General features: G+C 65.2%; 18 protein-coding genes, 1 tRNA gene and 1 riboswitch. Of the genes, 8 read left to right on the top strand and 11 right to left on the bottom strand.

Features of this window, described 5'->3' with window-relative positions; genetic code table 11:
- Window positions 1-33 precede the first annotated feature (33 nt).
- The gene (locus R2834_16320; GenBank protein MEZ4701899.1) at window positions 34-3,264 is read right to left on the bottom strand and encodes a DUF1553 domain-containing protein; all 3,231 of its coding nucleotides are present in this window, start codon (window positions 3,262-3,264) and stop codon (window positions 34-36) included.
- A 160-nt stretch (window positions 3,265-3,424) separates the two neighbouring features.
- Here R2834_16320 and R2834_16315 point away from each other — a divergent pair, with 160 nt between their 5' ends.
- A complete protein-coding gene (locus R2834_16315) occupies window positions 3,425-4,318 on the top strand; it encodes a cation diffusion facilitator family transporter (GenBank protein MEZ4701898.1) in 894 nt (297 codons plus the stop codon).
- Window positions 4,319-4,321: 3 nt separating this feature from the next.
- On the opposite strand, the gene R2834_16310 is transcribed toward R2834_16315, so the two are convergent.
- Together R2834_16310 and R2834_16305 are read right to left on the bottom strand one after the other, a co-directional pair.
- The gene (locus R2834_16310) at window positions 4,322-4,774 is read right to left on the bottom strand and encodes a four helix bundle protein (GenBank protein ID MEZ4701897.1); all 453 of its coding nucleotides are present in this window, start codon (window positions 4,772-4,774) and stop codon (window positions 4,322-4,324) included.
- A gap of 179 nt (window positions 4,775-4,953) precedes the next feature.
- A complete protein-coding gene (locus R2834_16305; protein MEZ4701896.1) occupies window positions 4,954-5,298 on the bottom strand; it encodes an L-rhamnose mutarotase in 345 nt (114 codons plus the stop codon).
- A 274-nt stretch (window positions 5,299-5,572) separates the two neighbouring features.
- Between R2834_16305 and R2834_16300 the strand changes: the two genes are divergently transcribed.
- Window positions 5,573-7,222 (top strand): altronate dehydratase family protein, encoded by a 1,650-nt coding sequence (locus tag R2834_16300; GenBank protein ID MEZ4701895.1) that lies wholly within the window; start codon window positions 5,573-5,575, stop codon window positions 7,220-7,222.
- 74 nt (window positions 7,223-7,296) lie between these two features.
- Window positions 7,297-8,301, top strand: coding sequence for a TIGR00341 family protein (locus R2834_16295; GenBank protein MEZ4701894.1), 1,005 nt, complete (start codon window positions 7,297-7,299; stop codon window positions 8,299-8,301).
- Between the two features lie 44 nt (window positions 8,302-8,345).
- On the opposite strand, the gene R2834_16290 is transcribed toward R2834_16295, so the two are convergent.
- On the bottom strand, window positions 8,346-9,077 hold the full coding sequence (locus R2834_16290; protein MEZ4701893.1) for an SDR family NAD(P)-dependent oxidoreductase: 732 nt from the start codon (window positions 9,075-9,077) through the stop codon (window positions 8,346-8,348).
- Between the two features lie 83 nt (window positions 9,078-9,160).
- Between R2834_16290 and R2834_16285 the strand changes: the two genes are divergently transcribed.
- The 5 genes from R2834_16285 (at window position 9,161) to R2834_16265 (ending at window position 13,321) form a co-directional block, all read left to right on the top strand.
- The gene (locus R2834_16285; GenBank protein MEZ4701892.1) at window positions 9,161-9,925 is read left to right on the top strand and encodes a hypothetical protein; all 765 of its coding nucleotides are present in this window, start codon (window positions 9,161-9,163) and stop codon (window positions 9,923-9,925) included.
- 69 nt (window positions 9,926-9,994) lie between these two features.
- Window positions 9,995-11,476, top strand: a complete 1,482-nt coding sequence (locus tag R2834_16280) for an ABC transporter permease subunit (GenBank protein MEZ4701891.1) — start codon at window positions 9,995-9,997, stop codon at window positions 11,474-11,476.
- A complete protein-coding gene (locus R2834_16275) occupies window positions 11,473-11,745 on the top strand; it encodes a hypothetical protein (protein ID MEZ4701890.1) in 273 nt (90 codons plus the stop codon). The genes R2834_16280 and R2834_16275 overlap by 4 nt, the downstream gene beginning before the upstream one ends.
- 505 nt (window positions 11,746-12,250) lie before the next feature.
- On the top strand, window positions 12,251-12,820 hold the full coding sequence (locus tag R2834_16270; GenBank protein ID MEZ4701889.1) for an ABC transporter permease: 570 nt from the start codon (window positions 12,251-12,253) through the stop codon (window positions 12,818-12,820).
- A 123-nt stretch (window positions 12,821-12,943) separates the two neighbouring features.
- On the top strand, window positions 12,944-13,321 hold the full coding sequence (locus R2834_16265) for a hypothetical protein (GenBank protein MEZ4701888.1): 378 nt from the start codon (window positions 12,944-12,946) through the stop codon (window positions 13,319-13,321).
- Between the two features lie 12 nt (window positions 13,322-13,333).
- Here R2834_16265 and R2834_16260 read toward each other — a convergent pair whose 3' ends face one another.
- The 7 genes from R2834_16260 to R2834_16230 form a co-directional block, all read right to left on the bottom strand.
- Window positions 13,334-13,825 (bottom strand): DUF411 domain-containing protein, encoded by a 492-nt coding sequence (locus R2834_16260; protein ID MEZ4701887.1) that lies wholly within the window; start codon window positions 13,823-13,825, stop codon window positions 13,334-13,336.
- A 133-nt stretch (window positions 13,826-13,958) separates the two neighbouring features.
- Window positions 13,959-14,031: transfer RNA gene (locus R2834_16255), tRNA-Gly, on the bottom strand.
- Between the two features lie 104 nt (window positions 14,032-14,135).
- Entirely contained in the window at window positions 14,136-14,666 is a 531-nt protein-coding gene (locus R2834_16250) for a GNAT family N-acetyltransferase (GenBank protein ID MEZ4701886.1), read from the bottom strand.
- Window positions 14,667-14,674: 8 nt separating this feature from the next.
- On the bottom strand, window positions 14,675-15,763 hold the full coding sequence (gene asd / locus R2834_16245; protein ID MEZ4701885.1) for an aspartate-semialdehyde dehydrogenase: 1,089 nt from the start codon (window positions 15,761-15,763) through the stop codon (window positions 14,675-14,677).
- Window positions 15,764-15,819: 56 nt separating this feature from the next.
- The gene (gene metX / locus R2834_16240; GenBank protein ID MEZ4701884.1) at window positions 15,820-16,896 is read right to left on the bottom strand and encodes a homoserine O-acetyltransferase; all 1,077 of its coding nucleotides are present in this window, start codon (window positions 16,894-16,896) and stop codon (window positions 15,820-15,822) included.
- Between the two features lie 153 nt (window positions 16,897-17,049).
- Window positions 17,050-17,163: riboswitch (SAM riboswitch) on the bottom strand.
- A 260-nt stretch (window positions 17,164-17,423) separates the two neighbouring features.
- On the bottom strand, window positions 17,424-18,011 hold the full coding sequence (locus R2834_16235; protein MEZ4701883.1) for a methyltransferase domain-containing protein: 588 nt from the start codon (window positions 18,009-18,011) through the stop codon (window positions 17,424-17,426).
- 215 nt (window positions 18,012-18,226) lie between these two features.
- The coding region (locus R2834_16230; protein MEZ4701882.1) for an FAD-linked oxidase C-terminal domain-containing protein at window positions 18,227-19,340 on the bottom strand (1,114 nt) is incomplete at its 5' end.

Below are 19,340 nucleotides of genomic sequence, written 5' to 3'. Positions count from 1 at the left end.
CGCGTCGCGGGGCGGACTCGGCCTGTCAGGAGGCTACGATCTCATTTTCGCTTCGTCCAGATTCAGCAGGGTGCTCACCACGACGGTCATGGCGGCCAGTTCGGTGGGGTCGGCGGCCGGATCGACACCGTAGGTGCCTACGCGGAGGAGGGCCTCGGCGTCCGCCGGCGTGGCCGCGAAGCGGGCGTACTCTTCCTGGTAGAGTCGATCCAGCAGCGCGCGTTCCCGCTCCGTCGGCGCCCGCGACGTCGCCATCCGGAACGCGTCGACGATGGGCTCGCCGCCGCGCAGCACCCGCGTGGCCAGCACGCGCGACGCCTCGATGAACTGCGGGTCGTTGAGGAGCACGAGGGACTGGAGCGGCGTGGTGGTGGACTGTCGTTTCACCACGCACACCGTCCGCTCGGCCGCGTCGAACGTGAGCATCGCCGGCGGGGGAATCGTGCGTTTCCAGTACGAATAGAGGCTCCGGCGGTACAGATCCCGGCCCTGGCTCGGGCGGTACTTGTTCTCGCCGATCTGGTTGGCCAGCTCTTTCCAGACGTCGGCCGGCTGGTACGGTTTCACCCACCAGCCGCCCACCTCGCTGTTGAGCAGACCGCTCTGCGCCAGCACATTGTCGCGCAGCATCTCCGCCGTCATCCGCTGCGACGGCCCGCGCGCCAGGAGGAGGTTCTGCGGGTCCCGCGCGAGCTTTTCGGGCGTGATGCGCGCCGCCTGCCGGTAGGTGGCCGAGAGGGCGATCTTCTTGACCAGGGCCTTCATGTCCCATCCGTTCTCCTGCACCCAGACGGCGAGCCAGTCGAGCAGCAGCGGATGCGTGGGGAGCGCGCCCTGGCTTCCGAAATCCTCCGGCGTCGCCACGATGCCGCGTCCGAAAAACTGCGCCCAGACGCGGTTCACGAGCACGCGCGCGGTCAGCGGGTTGTCGGGATGCGTCATCCAGCGGGCGAGGCCGAGCCGGTTGCGGGGGTAATCGTCGGGAAACGGGAGGATCGATGCCGGCGTGCCCGGGGTCACCTCGGTGGTCGGCGCGTCGTACGCGCCTCGGGCCAGCACATGGGTGATCCGGGGCTCGGCCATCTCCGCCATCACGCTCACGTACGGGATGTCGATGTTGATGCGGCGCAGGCTGTCCAGCGCGGTCTGCCATCCCCGGTATTCGGCGTCGTCGTGCAGCAGGTAGTAGTCGTAGAGCGCATCGCGGAACGTCTCGCGGGGCAGCGCCTCGGAGATGCGCGTCAGCGGCCGGCCGCCGGCCAGACGGGCCACCTCCAGCGCCGACAGGGTGCGGCCGTACACCCTGACTTCGTCGATGGCGCCGCTGCGGAATCCTTCCAGCTGGCCGTTGGGCGTGTCGCGGGTGTTCCAGTTGCCCACGAGCAGCTCGTTGCCGTTCAGGATGCTGCGGCGGTCGAGGGCGTCGTTGACGACGGCGACGGGGCGCGTATCCCCATCCACATACAGCCGCACGCCGGCCGCCCTCCCGGACCCGTCGTACGTCGCGGCGACGTGCACCCACGTCCCTTCAGGCACCCGCGCGCTCGTCGCCACGTCGAGCCGCTCCTTGCCCTGATCGTGGATGAGGCTGAACTGGAGCCGGCGATCCTTTGTCAGCGCCAGCTGGTAGCCGCCGCGTTTCTGCTCCTCGTTGCGCTTCACGACCAGCGCCGCGTCGCGGTCGCCCGATCCCTCGTATCGGATCCATGCGCCGATCGAGAAGGCGCTCGCGTGCTCGAAGTCCGCCGCGTCGCCGGCATCGAGGTAGTTGTGCCCGTCGAATGCGAAGGCCTGTCCCTCGCGGCCCTCGACCACGGCGGGTGGGTCCAGCACATTCAGCAGCCGGGTGTTGATGCGCGCCGGGGCGCCGGCGGCGTTGGCGGCGATTCCTTCCTGCAGCGCGTCGAGCGGCAGATGGACGATGAGCCCCTCCGAGAGCCCTCGTTCCAGTTCGGCGTCGGTGAGGCCCTGCATCTCCCAGTCCGCGAAGCCTGACGACGGCGCCGCGGCGCGTTCCGCGACACGGGCCTCCAGGCGAGCGATGCGCGCGCGTACCGAATCGGCCCGCGCCTCGAGCGCCGGGTCCTCGACACGGAGGTTCGGCGCCGGCGCGAGATCGAAATAGCTGATCTGGCCCCGCTCGTCGATGGTATTGAAGAAGGCGAACAGGCTGTAATAATCCTTCTGGCTGATGGGGTCGTATTTGTGATCGTGGCAGCGGGCGCACTCCATCGTCACACCCAGCAGCGCGGTCGTCGCGGTGTTGGTGCGGTCGGCGACGTATTCGGTGATGTACTCCTCGTTGACGACCCCGCCCTCCTGGGTCACGCCGTGGTTGCGGTTGAAGGCAGTGGCCAGTTTCTGCTCGTACGTGGCTTCGGGCAGCAGGTCGCCGGCGAGCTGCCAGGTGATGAAGTCGTCGTAAGGCAGGTTTTCGTTAAAGGCGCGCACGACCCAGTCGCGCCAGGGCCACATCGTCCGGGGCCGGTCGTCCTGGTAGCCGTGCGAGTCGGCGTAGCGGGCCGCATCGAGCCATACGGTCGCCATGCGTTCGCCGTACGCCGGCGAGGCGAGGAGCCGGTCCACGGTCCGCTCGTACGCTTCCGGCGACGGGTCCGCCAGGAAGGCGTCGAGGTCGCCGAGCGATGGCGGGAGCCCCGTGATATCGAGTGAGACGCGCCGCAGCCAGATCTCGGGCGCCTCCTCGTCGGCCGGATCGAGCCGCTCGCGTTCGAGCCGGGCGAGTACGAACCGGTCGATCTCGTTCCGGGACCACGACGCGGCACGCACGTCCGGAAGCGGCGCCTGTGCCGGCGGCGTGAAGGCCCAGTGCTCCTTCCAATCCGCACCCTGCGCGATCCATCGTTCCAGGATGGCGATTTCGTTCGGAGAGAGCGACAGCTTGGAGTCGGCCGGCGGCATCCGCTCCTCGGGGTCCGTGTGGTGGATCCGCGCGACCAGTTCGCTGCGGTCCGGCGCCCCGGGGACAATGGCGTACCGGTCGGTCGGGTTACCGTCCTCATCCATCAGCGCGGCGAGCGCGCCCTCCCGGGTGTCCAGCCGGAAGCCGGCCTCGCGGGTCTTCTCGTCGGGGCCGTGGCACTTGAAGCACCGGTCCGACAGGATGGGCTTCACGTGGAAGTTGAAATCCACTACCGCCGGCAGGGCCGGGGTCGACTGGGTCGCCGTTTCGGTCCCGGAACAGCGGGCGAAAAGCCCGAGCGGCACGAGAGCCAGAAGACCGAGCAGGCGAAGTGGACGCATGGACATGGTTGGTAGCAAGCGAGGCGGAAAATACAAACCGTAGCGGGGGTTCAATATCGGAGGTCGGCGGCGGAATGTCGAACGCTGCTGATGAAAAAAAGCGGTGCCGGATCGCATGCGCGCATCAGGGGTATCCTATCTCCCATCAGCGATCCCGCCTATGTCGCCCCTCAACACGGCCCGCATCAATATCGCGTTCAGCATCTCGGTGCTGGGGCTGAAATACGCCGCGTACCTCATGACGGGTTCGGTATCGCTGTATTCCGACGCGCTGGAGTCGATCGTCAATGTCGCGGCGGCGCTCATGGCGCTGTTCGCGATCAGCGTGGCCTCGCAGCCGCCGGACCGCGAGCATCCGTTCGGGCACACGAAGGCGGAGTTTCTCGCCGCCGTGGCCGAGGGCGCCATGATTCTTTTTGCGGCGGTGGAGATCGCCCGCGCCGCCGGCAGCCGGCTCATGGAGCCCGTCGCGCTCACCGAGCTGACCCGGGGCGCCCTCCTCTCGCTCCTGGCCGGCGTGCTCACCGCCGGCTGGGCCGTCTACCTCATCCGCACCGGCCGGAAGCGCCGCTCGCCGGCCCTCGTGGCGGACGGCCGGCACCTCTGGACCGACGTGATCAGCACGGGCGGCGTGCTCGTCGGCATCCTCCTCGCCAGCGCCACCGGATGGTGGATTCTGGATCCGCTGCTCGCGATCGCGGTCGCCATCAATGTCGTGATCGAGGGCCTCCGCCTCATGCGCGAGTCGATGGGCGGCCTGATGGACGAGAGCCTGCCGGACGCCCAGATGGAACAGATCCAGCAGATCATCCGCAAAAACATGGATGGCGCGATCGAGGCGCACGCGCTGCGTTCGCGCACCGCCGGCCAGCATCGGTTCATCGAATTCCACCTCGTCGTCCCGGGCGCGATGAGCGTCGAGGCCTCCCACGCCATCTGCGACCGCATCGAGGCCGCCCTGCGCGAGGCCATAGCGGATTGCAGCATCACGATCCACGTCGAGCCCGAAGAGAAAGCCAAACACCAGGGGCCGGTGGCGCGGCTCAAAGATTAGCGATTAGCGATCAAGGAGTTGGGATTGGTGAGGGGGAGGCGTTCGCGTGTGCGCGGTGCCGGCTTGATTTCGTTGAGCGGTTTGAATGCTTTTAACAAAGATCGAGATCAACTCATCCGCTTCAGCCAGCAAGGAATTCAGATCGGTCGAGACTGGAAATCCTTTTTGTTCGATAAACTTTAGCCAGACTTTCGCCTCCCGGAGTTCCTTGACGCCGATCTTGAGTTTGTGCACGAAATCCTTGCGAGATTCCGCACTCTGCGCTTCGGCGTAATGCGGAGCAGCGGCCGTACCAGCTCGAATGAGCTGCCCGGCAACGTGGCTTCCAGCAAAGGATGAGGGCAGTTCTTCGGCTGCATCGCAAGCACGGATCGCGAACACGATGAGTCTATTTTCGAAGGCCGTCGCACGAATGACGGCATCAGAACGATGTCCCGAAGAGCGAGAAGATTTCATGGCAGAGTCATTCGTTGTTGTACAAATCCACTTATCTCCTACCAGACAAAGTCGCCCCAAAACATACCCTCCCAGATCGCAAATCTTTATTCACGAATCCCCAAAAATCAAATCCCCCTCCTTGCTCGCAAATCTTTATTCACGAATCCCCAATCACCCCCCTCCTTGTTCGCTAATTTTTATTCGCTAATCACCAATCGAAACACCTCTTCCATCATGGCCCACTTCTCCCCCGGCCGCGCTTCCGGGACCGGCTCCTGGAAGGTGCCCATCAGATCTTCCCATTCCTGACAGCGGGGATGCAGGGTGAGGTAGCGCGGGAAGTCGACCGCCGGCTCGAAGTCGTCGGCCACATCGGCGACCATGAAGAGCCGGCGGCCCAGCAGCCAGATGCGCATCTGGTGGATGCCGACGGCCTGCAACGCCTCGACCACCTCCGGCCAGGCGTTCGCATGGTAGGCTTTGTAGGCCTCGATGACGGCGGGGTCGTCCTTCAGGTTGAGGGTAAGGGCTAGGGAGCGCATGAATCGGTGTGGATTAGAGCGTGACGTAAGCGTCTCAGGGAAGCGCTACAGGGATGCGGGTTTCTTAGTGGATCGGTGATCCTGCATCCAGACATCCTGCATCCAGGCATCCTGCATCCAGGCATCCTGCATCCGGCATCCGATGGACGAAGCGCCAGGGTGCGTACGTTCGGATTGCCAGATAAAAATGCAAATTGAGGGCGCGGGGCTGCGAGAGGACGCGATCTGCTGTACATTCAGGGCGCAACACACCAGGCGATACCTCGATCTACCCATGGCCAACGTACTCAAAGTCCACGACTCCGACAATGTCCTCGTCGCCCTCGACGACCTGCCCGCCGGCACGGCCGTGCGCGATAACGGCTCGGTCATCTCGCTGCCCGAGAAGGTGCAGGCCAAACACAAACTCGTGACGCAGGCCCGCGCGGCGGGCGACCCGATCTACATGTACGGCGTCCTCGTAGGCCGCGCCACGCAGGCGATACCGCTCGGCGCGCCCATCCACACCGGCAACGTCAAACACGCGACCGCCGAGTTCAACGCCGCCGACAGCACGTTCTCGTGGACCCCGCCCGACGTGCGCCGCTGGAAAGACCGGACGTTCATGGGCTACCACCGGTCGGACGGCCAGGTGGGCACCGCGAACTATTGGGTGGTCATCCCGCTCGTGTTCTGCGAAAACCGCAACGTGGCCATCCTGCGCGATGCGTTCGAGAAGGAGCTGGGTTATGCGCAGCCGGCCCTGTACCAGCAGCATGTCGCGGAACTGGTGAAGCAGTACCGCGCCGGCGCGCCGGCCGAGGCGCTGCGCGCGTGGGCGTATCCGACCCAGAAAGCCGCCAGCACCCGCGCACCCGTCTTCGAAAACATCGACGGCATCCAGTTTCTGACCCACGAAGGCGGCTGCGGCGGCACCCGGCAGGATGCCCGGACACTCGTCTCCCTCCTCGCCGGCTACATCCACAACCCCAACGTCGCCGGGGCGACGGTGCTGAGTCTCGGCTGCCAGAACGCGCAGATCGAGATGCTCCAGGAAGAGATCCACAAACGCAATCCGAACTTCGACAAGCCGCTCTACCTCTACGAACAGCAGCGGGGCCCCTCGGAATACGACATGCTCTCGGATGCCATCCGGCAGACCTTCGCCGGCCTGGTGGAAGCCAACCAGCTCCGGCGCGCGCCGGCGCCGCTCAGCGCGCTGACGTTCGGCGTCGAGTGCGGCGGGTCGGACGGGTTCTCGGGGATCTCCGCCAACCCGGCGATGGGGCACGCGGCTGACCTGCTCGTGGCGCTCGGTGGCACCGTCATCCTGTCGGAATTCCCCGAACTGTGCGGCGTCGAACAGGAACTGATCAACCGGGCCGTCACCCCGGAGATCGGCGACCGGTTCATCCGCATCATGCGAGAGTACAGCCGGCAGGCCGAGGCCGTCGGCTCGGGCCTCCACATGAACCCCTCCCCCGGCAACATCAAGGACGGGCTGATCACCGACGCCATCAAGTCGGCCGGCGCCGCGAAGAAGGGCGGCACCTCGCCGATCACCGGCGTCCTCGGCTACCCGGAGTACGCGACGGCGAAGGGGCTGAACCTGCTCTGCACGCCGGGAAACGACGTGGAGTCGACGACCGGCATGGCCGGCGCCGGCGCCAACATTATGGCGTTTTCGACCGGCCTCGGCACGCCGACCGGCAACCCGATCTCGCCGGTCGTCAAGGTCTCGTCGAACACCCGGCTGGCCCAGCGCCTGCCGGACATCATCGACCTGGACAGCGGCTCGATCATCGCCGGCGAAAAGTCGATCCAGGATGTCGGCGAGGAACTCCTCGAGATGCTGATCCGGGTCGCCAGCGGCGAGATGAAGACGAAGGCCCAGATCCTCGGGCAGCACGACTTCATCCCCTGGAAGCAAGGGGTCTCCCTGTGAGCCCCACGGAATGAGCAGGCGCCTCCCCGAAACAGAGGCTCCGGTATCGTTCACCCCGTAACCCGCCCATTTCCATGGCCCTCCAGCAAGTCGATTTATACGTCGCCGATGCGTCCGTCCTGCCTACCGCGCTGGACGACGAGGCTTCAGTGGTCGCCCGCTGGGAGATCGACATGGAGGGCAGCCAGAAGCTGGTCCGCTTCCTCGTCGAGACCGAGAGCACCGAGACGCTGCTCGAACGGCTTCACGAGCGCATCGGGGACGAGGACGCCTACCGGATCGTCGTGACCAACGTCGAGGCCACCCTCCCGCGCCTCGAACCAAAGGAGGAAGCGGAGACGCCGAACGAAGAGACGCCGGGCCGCAAGGCCCGCATCAGCCGCGAGGAGCTGTACCAGGACATCGACGACGCCATCCGCACCACAAAAAGCCATTACACGCTGGTGGTGCTGTCGACCCTCGTGGCGGCGATCGGCCTCCTGCGCGCCAACGTGGCGGTGATCATCGGGGCGATGGTGATCGCGCCGCTGATCGGGCCCAACATCGCGCTCGCGCTGGGCACCACGCTGGCCGACACCGATCTCCTAAAACGGGCGATGCGGATCAACATCGCCGGCCTGCTCCTCGGCCTCGCGCTGTCGTTCGGGATCGGGCTCCTGCTGCCCGTCGACCCGAACTCTCCCGAGATCGCGGCACGCACCGAGGTCACGCTGGCCGACATGGCGCTGGCGCTGGCGGCCGGGGTCGCCGGCGCGTTGTCGATGACGCGGGGGGTCTCCTCGGCGCTGATCGGCGTCATGGTCGCCGTCGCCCTCATGCCGCCGCTCGTGGTGGTGGGGATGATGCTCGGCGCCGGCTTCTGGCAGCATGCCTACCGGGCCGGCCTGCTGCTCATCACCAACCTCACGGCCATCAACCTCGCCGGCATCGTCACCTTCCTCATCCAGGGCATCCGCCCGATGCGCTGGTACGAGACCGAGAAGGCCCGTAAGGCGACGCGCCTCGCCATCCTGCTCTGGGCCATCCTACTCGCCATCCTCATCGCCGCCATCCTCCTGGGCAACCCGGCATCCTACTGAGCCGGCATCGTGTTGAGATGGCGGAAGGACGGCACGGGGCGCGCTCAGCGCATAAACATCCCGCCGTTTATGTCGATCGTTTCGCCGGTGATGAAGTCGTTGTCGATGAGGAACCGGATGGCGCTGGCGATGTGCTCCACGGCGCCGTGTTCGCCGAGCGGCGTGTCCTTTTTCAGCTTGTCGAGGCGCTCCGTGGACGAGTACCGGTCGTGAAACGGCGTCAGGATGACCCCCGGGGCGATGGCATTGACGCGGATCTTCGGCGCCAGCTCGCGGGCGCTGCCGCGGGTGAAGGAGTCCACCGCCGCCTTGGAGGAGGCGTAGAGCGTCGACGTCGGCGAGCCGGTGCGCATCGCGATCGACGTCATGTTGACGATGCAGCCGTTGCCGCTCTTTTCGAGGAGGGGGATAAAGAGGCGCGTGACCAGCATCGTCGAGAACGTGTTGAGCGCAAAGATGCGCTCCATGAGATCCCAGGTGACGGTCTTGACGTCGTGCCGCTGCAGCATGCCGCCGGCGTTGTTCACCAGCACGTCGAGGCGGTCCGTCTCCGCGGCCACGACCTCGTGCAGGGCCTTACAGCCGGCCTCGTTCATGAGGTCCGCCCGGACCAGATGCGCCCGGCCGCCGCGCGCGTTGACGCCGGCCGCCACGTATTCGGCCTCGCTCTTCGAATTGTTGTAATGCACGAACAGTTCGTTGCCCGGAGCCAGTTCGAGGGCGGACGCGGCCCCGATGCCCGTGCTGGCGCCCGTTATCAGAATCTTCTTTCCCATAATACAATATCAGCCCGCGTACAGGCGTTGTCCTTCATATTGCGAAACGCTCGCCAATCTACGCACAAGCCACTTTGAGTGCCATGAAACTGGGTACCGCACGCGCCTTTCTTTCCCTCCTGCTCATCGCCGCCGCCGGCCTCGGCACCGCCCGGGCGCAGGCCTTCAGCTTTACGACGGACGACGAGAACGCCCTCGCCATGATGCAAATTCCGGGCGGCATCGTCGTGGTGACCGGATCGGATCAGGTCAAGATCGAAAAGGTGGTGATGCCGCCCGACCACAACGCCGGGGACGCCGTCGATCTGAAGGAAGGCGACCTCATCCTGTATGTCAACGGCGAGCGGGTCGGCAACGCCGTCGAGCTTTCAACGCTGCTCGACCGGATCGACACCGGCAAGGAGGTCAAGCTCGGCGTGCAGCGCGGCGAGCAGAAGATGATCCGCTCCTTTGCCAAACCCGAACCGCAGACGTCCTTCGGCGGGCAGGGTATCCGGATGGAATTCAATTCGGAAGGCGGCGAGGGCGTCCCGGGGCTGGAGAACATCGGGGTGTGGCCGGCCGGCTTCATCGTGGGCGAACGGAACGGCGAAGTCGTCGTCGACCGCGCGCTCCCCATACCGGGCAAGGCGCCGGAGCTGGCCGACATCGCCTCGGGCGATGTGATCGTCAGTGTCAACGCGAAATATGTGACTACGGTCGCCGATCTGAACGCGGCCTATGAAGCCATTGCCGTGGGCGGCAGCGTGAAGATGGAAATCGAGCAGAAGGGCATCGGAAAGGTTCTTATCTTCGAAAAGCCGCAGGCCCCCGAGATGAAGATGCAGATCCGCACGGAACGGCAATAAGCATCGCGCCGGCCCGGAGGCCCGTTGCTCGGGCCGGCTATCCTATACCATCTCTGGCCTGTTTGACCCATGTTTCGTCTGATCGTAGAGAAGGAGCTGCGCGACCTCATCGGCACGCCCCGGTTCGCCGTCACCTTCGGCGTATGCTCGCTGCTCATCCTGCTCGCATTTTATATGGGGGCGGAAAACTACCGGCTGATGCAGACGCGCTACGAGTCCGCCCGGCTGGAAAACAGCACGCAGATGGCGAACCTGACCACCGATCAGTGGCTCCAGCTCTCGCCCACACTCTTCGTCCCGCCCAGCCCGCTCGCCGCGCTGGTATCCGGCGTCTCGAACGACATCGGGCGCTCCGTCCAGATCCAGGGCCGCGGCGAGCTGTCGCTCGAAAACAGCCTCTACAGCGACGATACAGCGGCGGCGGTATTCCGGCTGCTGGACCTCGAGTTTGTCTTCACCATCGTCTTCTCCCTCTTCGCGATCCTGTTTTGCTACAACGCGGTCAATGGCGAAAAGGAACAGGGCACGCTGCGGCTCATCTTCGCGAATCCGGTCGCCCGCGACCAGTTCATCCTGGGCAAGATCGCCGGCTCCTTTCTCGCGCTGGGCATCCCGCTGCTCATTCCCATTCTGCTCGGCAGCCTGCTGTTCGCCGTGATGGGCGTGCCGATGACGGGCGACGAGTGGATCCGCCTTGCCGGCATCGTCGGAAGCGGCCTGCTGTATTTCGGGGTATTTCTGATGATCTCGGTGCTGATCTCCGCGATCACGGCCCAATCGTCCAGCTCGTTCATCTGGCTGCTCGTGATCTGGATCGCGGCCGTACTGGTCGTCCCCCGCGCCGCCGTGCTCTTCGCCGGCCGCGCGGTCGAGGTCCCGTCCGTCGACGAGATCGCGTACCAGAAACGCCAGAAGATGATGCAGATGGCGCAGGAGGACATGAAGGCGCTGGCCGCCGCCATGGGCGCCGAATCGGACGGGAGCAGCTTCCGCATGGAGATCAACGAGGAGTCGGACGACCCCGAGGCGGCCCAGAAGCGGATGGAGGAGCGGATGAACAACTTCATGAAGAAGCAGCGCGAACTGGGCGAAAAACGGGATCAGGAGATGGCGACGCTGACCGACCAGCTCAATACGGAGCGCTACAACCGTCAGCTCGTCCAGCAGCGCTGGGCCTTCGGCCTCGCCCGGCTATCGCCCGCGGCGGCGTTCACCATGGCCATCACCGACCTCGCCGGCACGTCCCTCGGCGCCGAAAGCCACTTCATGCAGGCCGTTCGGGACTACCAGACCTCGTTCAAGGCGTTCCAGGAAGAGAAAGCCGGCATGAGCTCAGGCGGGGGCTTCATGATCATGATGCGCTCCACGACCGAGGAACAGCCCGAACCCGAAAAAATCGACATCAACGAGGTGCCGGCGTTTACCTACGCGCCTCCCACCTTCCAAGAAACGCTGCCGACCGCCATCTGGAATATCGGACTGCTACTGCTGTACAATGTGGTCTTCTTCGCCGGCGCGTTCTTCGCCTTCACCCGGTTCGATGTGCGATGAAGGAGCTTCGCGGTCATTTGCTGCGCGGTCAAGAGCTTCGCGGTCAAGAGCTTTGCGGTCAGGTGCTGCGCGGTCATTTGCTGCGCGGTCATTTGCTGCGCGGTCATTTGCTGCGCGGTCATGTGCTGCGCGGTCAGGAGCTGCGCGGTCATGTGCTGCGCGGTCATTTGCTGCGCGGTCATTTGCGGTCATTTGCTGCGCGGTCATTTGCTGCGCGGTCATTTGCTGCGCGGTCATTTGCTGCGCGGTCAGGAGCTACCAAATCATGACCTTACTTTCATGACTCCCACTGTCGCGACCTTATTTTCATGACCTCACTGTCGCGACCCTCATCATGACCTCACTGTCATGACCTCACTGTCATGACCCTCCTTCATGACCTCACTGTCATGACCTTACTTTCATGACCTTCTTCCACGCCCATGTTTTTCCTGCTCGTTGAGAAAGAACTCAGAACCTGCTGCTGAGCCCCAAGTTCGTCGCGACGTTCGGGGCCTGCACGGTGCTGATCCTGACCAGCATCTTCGCCGGCATCGTCGAATACCGCAACAGCAGCGCGCAGTATTCCGCCGCGACGGCGCTGGTCGGCCAGGAGCTGTCGGAAGCGACCTCATGGGGGCAGCTCCGGCAACCGGCAGCGCGTATACCGCAAGCCGGAGGCGATGCAGATCTTCGCATCGGGGATTCACTTCGACATCGGGCGGTTTTCGGTGATCAGTTCGTGGCAGGACGTCCGTCTGCAACAGAGCCTACAGCATCGAACCGATCTTCGCGGTGTTCCGGGCCATCGACTTCGTCTTCATCGTGCAGGTGGTGCTTTCGCTCCTCACCATCGTGTTCGCCTATGACCTGATCAGCGGCGAAAAGGAGTCGGGCACGCTCCGCCTGATGCTCGCGAACGCCGTGCCTCGAACCCAGTACATCGCCGCCAAGATCGCCGGGGCCTGGCTGGGGCTTATGATCCCGCTGATCATCCCCATGCTCATCGGGGTGCTCCTCCCGATGGTCTTCAACATCCCGTTCGCCGGCGACGACTGGCTCCGGCTCGGCAAGCTCACCGGCTACTCGATGCTGTATCTCACGGCCTTTCTGTGCCTGGGCGTCCTGTTTTCGACCCTCACCCACCGATCCGCCATGTCGTTTCTGACGCTCCTGGTGTTCTGGATCGCCATGGTGCTCGTCGTGCCGCGCGGCGGCATGATGATCGCCTCGCGCTGTGCAGGTACCCTCCGCCAGCGAGATCGAGAGCCGGAAGGACGGCTTTGCGCGCGAACGCCGGAGCGCGTTTTTCGAGGAGCTGTCCGGAATCGTTCCAGAGCCGGGCGCGCGCCAAGGAAGGTATGAGCGAGGCGGAGCGCAAGCAATACGACGCCGATCACGAATGGGACTGGATGGTCGAGGACGACGACCGTCAGAGCCGGATGGACAACGACATCGCGGAGTACAACCGGAAGGTGGACGAGAGACTTGAACAACGTGCGCGCCGTCCAGCAATCGCTCGGCTTCTCGCTGTCACGCTTCTCGCCGGCGTCGGCCTACCAGCTCGCCGCCATGCGGCTCGGACGGACGGATCTCGGCCTGAAGCGGCGCTTCACCGAGTCGCTGTACGCCTACCGCACCGCGTTTACGGCCTATATCCGGGCAGAAAAACCCCGGCGGGATGACCATGCGGATCGGCGGCAACGAAAAGGCGGAGCCGCTGGACCTGAGCGATTTGCCGCAGTACAGCCCGGACGCCACGATCAGAGCGAGCAATCCCCCGCCGACCTGATCATCCTGACCCTCTACGCCTTCGGCGCGGTCGCCCTCGCCCTGATCGCCTTCAACCGGTACGACGTGCGCTGACGGGCTCGCCGCTCAGTGCGAGGCGAAGACGGACTGGTTGCCGTTCGCGTCGAACAGGATGATGTCGTATTTGTCGGCCGCGCGGCCTTCCACTTCCATGCCCGGCGAGCCGACCGGCATGCCCGGCGCCGTGATGCCGGTTGCGTTCAGGCGATCCTGCAGCAGCTTCTTGATGTCCTCGATCGGCACGTGGCCCGCGACGATGTACCCGCCGACGACGGCCGTATGGCACGACGAGAGCCGGCCCGGAACGCCGAAACGTTCCTTGATGGACCCCATGTCCTCGATATCCTGCGTCTTGACCTCCATGCCGTTGGCGCGCAGGTATTCGACCCACTTCGAGCAACAGCCGCATGTCGGGCTCTTGTAGACCATCATGGTGGGAAGCGCCTCGTCCACGAGGGCGACCTGTTTCATTTCCGTAGCGTCCTGCGAATCGGACTGGCAGCCGGCGGCCACGAGGAGGAGCAGGGCGAGCGCCGTGAGAGAAGATAGATACCGCATGCGTAGGGTTCGATGTGGGTGAAGAAAGTCTCTTAAAAATGCCCGATCCGTCAAGGCGTTCCCCGACCGTGGATCATGTTGCCGGATATCAAACAAAAAGCCGTCCGATGCGAGGCATCGAACGGCTTTTCTGAGCGGAACACGGGACTCGAACCCGCGACCTCAACCTTGGCAAGGTTGCGCTCTACCAGCTGAGCTAGTTCCGCTTTGCGGACGACAACGATACGAAACGCAAACCCGGCCTGTCAAGTGAAGACTATGCGGAGCCGGGCCCGTTTTGTCGATGGGGAGGTGTACCCCATCGTCCGGCTCAGGTTCCAGAAAAAAAGCCCAGCCGGCCGGGCTTTTTGGGGGCCGATTCGGGGGTTTGCTCGAGCTCGATCGTGTATTCGACGCTCAGCGCCTGGGCGCCGCTCGCATCCCAGAACGCCATGCCCTCCGCGTTGCGCGACAGCACCCCGAGCCGCAGGCGGGCGGCGCGCACCTCGCGCCCCCAGGCGCGCATCCGTTCGAGCAGCGCCCCGCCCAGACCCGACCGCCGCACCGCTTCATCGACGTACAACTCGGCGATGAACAGCTCCAGCGCGTCGCCGTAAATCGGGTAGGGACGCCAGCGCTGGCCATGCACGAACCCCACCGGCCGGCCGTCGTCAGTCGCGACGAAGAACCGGTGGAAATCGTCGACCAGCCAGACCGCCAGGTCGTTGCGCCAGCGGTGGTCCGCGTCCGCCGCCAGCACAAAGCGGGGCTCGAGCGCCATGTGCTGTTCCATGAGCGCGCGCCACATCGCGAAGAGCGCGGGCGCATCCGCGGGGCGAGCCTGCCGCACGTCGAAGGCCATGGGCATACTCAGGCTACAGCTTCCTTGCCGACGCGCGCCGCCTTCAGGTAGCCCTGGCGCAGCAGCAGTTCGGCGTTGAGGATGGCCCCGCCCGCGGCGCCGCGGATCGTGTTGTGCGAGAGCACGACAAACTTGACGTCGAGCACTTCGCAGGGCCGAATGCGGCCGACGGAGATCGTCATGCCGCGCCCAAGGTGCGCGTGCCGGCGCGACTGCGGGTAGTTCGCCTGATCGAACACCTGGAGGAAGGTTTCGGGAGCGGACGGCAGTCCGGCGACGGCCGCCGGCGTGTCGAACCCGCGGAACGCCGCGATCACGTCGTCGATCGAGGCTGTTTTGCGCAGCTTGAGCGATACGCACTCGAGGTGCCCATCCAGCACCGGGACGCGGTTGCACTGGGCGCTGATCCGGATCGACGCCGGCTCGACGCGATCCCCCTGGATGCGTCCGAGCAGCTTCAGAGGCTCGATCACCATCTTCTCCTCCTCCCCCCCGATATAGGGAATGACGTTGCCGAGGATATCGAGCGAGGCCACCCCCGGGTAGCCGGCGCCCGAGATGGCCTGCATCGTCGTCACCTGGATGGCCTCGATGCCGAAAGCATCTTCCAGCGGCCGCAACGCGCCCACGAGCCCGACGGTGGCGCAGTTCGGGTTGGTCACGATAAACCCGCCGTGGGCGCGCCAGGGCTGGTGATCGATGAGCGCGGTATGATCCGGGTTGATCTCGGGGATCAGCAGCGGTACCTGCTCGTGCATCCGGTAATTCTTGGCGTTCGAGATCACGGCATAGCCGGCTTCGGCGAAGGCGCGCTCGAGATCGCCGGCGACGGCGGCATCGAGCCCCGAGAAGACGACGTCGCACGGAATGCCCGGCGCCGCCTCCAGCACGTCCATGCGCGCGATGGCGTCCGGTATGGGCGTCGAGGAAATCCAGTTGACGGCCTCGGCGTACGGTTTGCCGGCCGAGCGCGAGGACGCGGCGAGGGCCGTGACCGTGAACCAGGGATGGCCATGGAGCAGCTCGACAAACTTCTGGCCAACGGCTCCGGTGGCGCCCAGGATGCCGACACGAAGGGGGGATTCAGGGTGTTTCATCCCGTATGGGTTGTTTGTGGGTGTGGAGGCGGGTGATGATCGTGGAAAAACGGGGATCAGCGATGCGCGGCAAGCGGCAGCGCCGGCTCGTGCTCCCGGCACAGCGCCCGGTCGTGCATCCAGCGCATGACGCGCTCGTTGATGGCGTCGACCTCGATGAGGAAGGCGTCGTGGCCGTCGGACGATTCGATGATCGACAGCTCCGAGTCGGGCAGGTGGGCGTGCAGCTCCTCCTGCTCGGCCAGCGGGTACAGCAGATCCGAGGTAATGCCGATGATGAGCGCCGGCTGCTCGATGCGCGCGAGCACGTCGGGATACGCGCCGCGGCCGCGGGCGACATCGTGCGTGTCCATCAGCTGCGTCAGACGAACGTAGCAGTTGGCGTCGAAGCGCTGCGTGAGCTTTTCGCCCTGGTAGCGCAGATAACTCTCGATGGAAAAGGCGCCGTCCTCCCGCTCTTCGGCCATCCGCCGGCGCCCGAAACGATCCTGGAACGAGGCATGGGACCGATAGGATATCATGGCCGCCATACGAGCCACCGAAAGGCCGGCGACGGGACCGTCCGCCGGGTCGTACCGGCCGTCGTTCCATTTGGGATCGCCATAGATGGCCTGCCGCTGCATCTCGCTCCAGCCGATGCACCAGGCCGAGTGCCGGCCGCCGACGGCGATGGGTACGATGGCGCGGACATACGGACCCAAAAACGCCCACTCGAGAACCTGCATCCCCCCCATCGACCCGCCGATCACGAGCTGGACGCCCGTGACGCCGAGATCGTCCAGCAGCCGGCGATGGAGCTGCACGGTGTCGCGGATGGAAAAGATGGGGAAGCCGGCGCCATAGGCGCGCCCGGTGTCCGGATTGCGCGTCAGCGGGGAAACCGAACCGTAAGGCGATCCCGGCACATTGGCCGCCACGATAAAATGGCAGGCCGGGTCGAGCGCTTTGCCGGGGCCGAGCAGCCCGCCCCACCAGTCGTCGATCGCCGTATTGCCGGTCAGGGCATGACACACGACGACGACGTTGTCACGGGTTTCGTTCAGCGTGCCCCAGGTCTGGTAGGCGACGGGCACTTCACGCAGGGTCGTTCCGGATTCCAGCGAGAACTCTGGCAGGATCAGCGTTTGAGGCATGCACGGTCTGGAACAAGGCGGAGCGGCCGGCTCCGCCAATGGGCGATGCTCACTCAGAAGCGCGAAGACGATGTGGGGGCATAAAAAAACCCCTCCCGTACGGTAGCGGAAGAGGCAAGCTGCAGCCAGACGCTGTCGCGTGACACTCTCTCCCGCTCATCTTCCCTCACCTGAGGTAGGACGTAGCACCTTTCCCGTTCAATTACTGCGAACGGACGGTTGCCAGGGTTTCACAGGGCCTAATCCCTCCACCCTTCTGGATGAGCTATCAGAGACATCGTTTCATGCCCTCTTTACCATAGCCCGGCGACGCGTGTTCCCGGAGCGAGAAAAGTTGAAAGCAGGTTCGCAGCACCTAAAATGACGTATTCACGGGATACCGCCGGCGGCCTATCCTTCCTACACTGTACTCTCCCCGAATCAGAGAGCGGCCTGCGGATACCCGGTTTATTCTTGCCCTGGCAAGCATGCGTTGTTGACCCAAGCACCGGCGTCCGTACGGCCGCTTTCTGTCTTGTCGAAACCGATCAGCGCACCCACGTCAACACGAACGCCGGCGGGACATTGGGGAGGATGGCCGGGCTCCGGTGACAGGCGCCGAAACGCTCTTCCATGCTTCGCCGGAAACGAACGGCCGTCGGCAGCGGGTAGGCGTGTACGTACTGGAACGTGCGAAAGACGGAACCCGGTGCCATCAGGTCGTCGATGCTGGTGATGATGGCGTTGCGCACCTGCGACGCGAAGCTCGCGAACGGGAGGCTCGATATGATGAGTTTCGCCTGCCCCATGCCGGCCTCCTCGAGATGCCGCGGCGCATCTTCCGCCATGCCCTGGACGAACGAGAAATCAGGATACCGCTGCCGCAAGAGGGTGACAAACCGCCCCTCGCACTCGATGCCCAGATAACGCGCCCCGGCGGGCAGCATGCGGTGGATGTGCCGGGTAAAGGCCCCGGTGCCAGGCCCCAGTTCGAGCACGACATCCCCCGGCTCCACAAAAACGTCGTCGATCATCGCGGCAGCCAGTTCGGCCGCACTGGGGACGATGGAGCCGACGCCGACCGGGTTCCGGAGAAAGGCCTTTACGAAATGAACGGTGTCACTATTGATCGCCATGGAAGCTCTGGAGTCTCAACCCCTCAACGCCCGAAAATCCCGTCATCGAGGCGAGGCTGCGTGGGTGGGAGTGCCTCGTTATGTACGCCATCGCATGATCCCATAGTTGCACCGGAAGGAAGGTCTGGCGAACGAATCGGCGTATGATACGATAAACGGCGGAGTATAACACGGACGGCGGCCCGGTTAAAATCGACCGCGGCCGGCGCGCCGATTCACGCCGGCGGCAGCATCTTCCCCGGATTTAGCAACCCCGCAGGGTCCAGCGCCTGCTTGATCGTGTGCAAGACGTGCAGGGCTTCGCCGTGCTCGGCGGCCATGAATCGCGTCTTGCCGAGCCCCACGCCGTGTTCGCCCGAGCACGTGCCGCCCAGTTCGAGCGCGTGGCGGACCAGCTGCTCGTGCAACCGCTCGGATTCGGCGACTTCCTCGGGGCGCTCGGGGTCGATGAGGTACTGCAGATGAAAATTGCCGTCTCCCACGTGGCCCACGAGCGGCGCCATGAGGAAGGTGCCGGCCATATCGGCCTGGACGCGCGCGAGGCATTCGGCCAGGCGCGAGAGCGGCACGCACACGTCGGTCCCCTTGGACCGCGCCCCGGGGCGCAGCCCCTTCGCCGCGTAGTGCGCATTGTGCCGGGCATGCCAGAGCGCCGCCCGCTCCCCGGCATCCGACGCCCACGTAAAATCCCTCCCGCCGCCGGCGCGCACCAGCGCCTCCACCTGCCGCAGCTGGCCTTCCACCTCCTCCCGCGTCCCGCTGAACTCCATGAAGAGCGTGGGCGCCTCGGGATGCGTCAGCCCGGCGTAGGCGTTGATGCCGCGGATCATCAGGGCATCCAGCAGCTCGATCCGGCCGATCGGGATGCCGGCGCGGCGCACCTTCACCACCACCCCCACCGCCTCGGCGAGCGACCCGAACGGGGCGACGGCCGCCACGACGTACGCCGGCACCGGGTAGAGCCGCAGCGTCACCTCCGTGATCACGCCGAGCGTCCCCTCGGAGCCCACGAAGAGCCGCGTCAGGTCGTATCCCGAAGCCGACTTCCGGGCGCGGCTGCCGGTCTCGATGAGCCGCCCGTCCGCCAGCACCACCTGGAGGGCGATGACGTTGTCGCGCATGGTGCCGTAGCGGACCGAGCTGGTCCCGCTGGCGCGTGTGGCCGCCATGCCGCCGAGCGTCGCGTCCGCGCCTGGATCCACCGGAAAAAAGAGCCCCGTCGGCGCCAGCTCGGCATTGAGCTGCTTGCGCCGCACGCCGGCCTGGACGGTGCAGTCGGCATCGTCCACATCCACCCGCAACACCCGGTTCATCCGCGACAGATCGAGG

It is taken from the genome of Rhodothermales bacterium, assembly GCA_041391505.1.
Classification (GTDB): Bacteria; Bacteroidota; Rhodothermia; order Rhodothermales; family JAHQVL01; genus JAWKNW01.
This window is presented reverse-complemented; position numbering and strand designations above follow the sequence as displayed.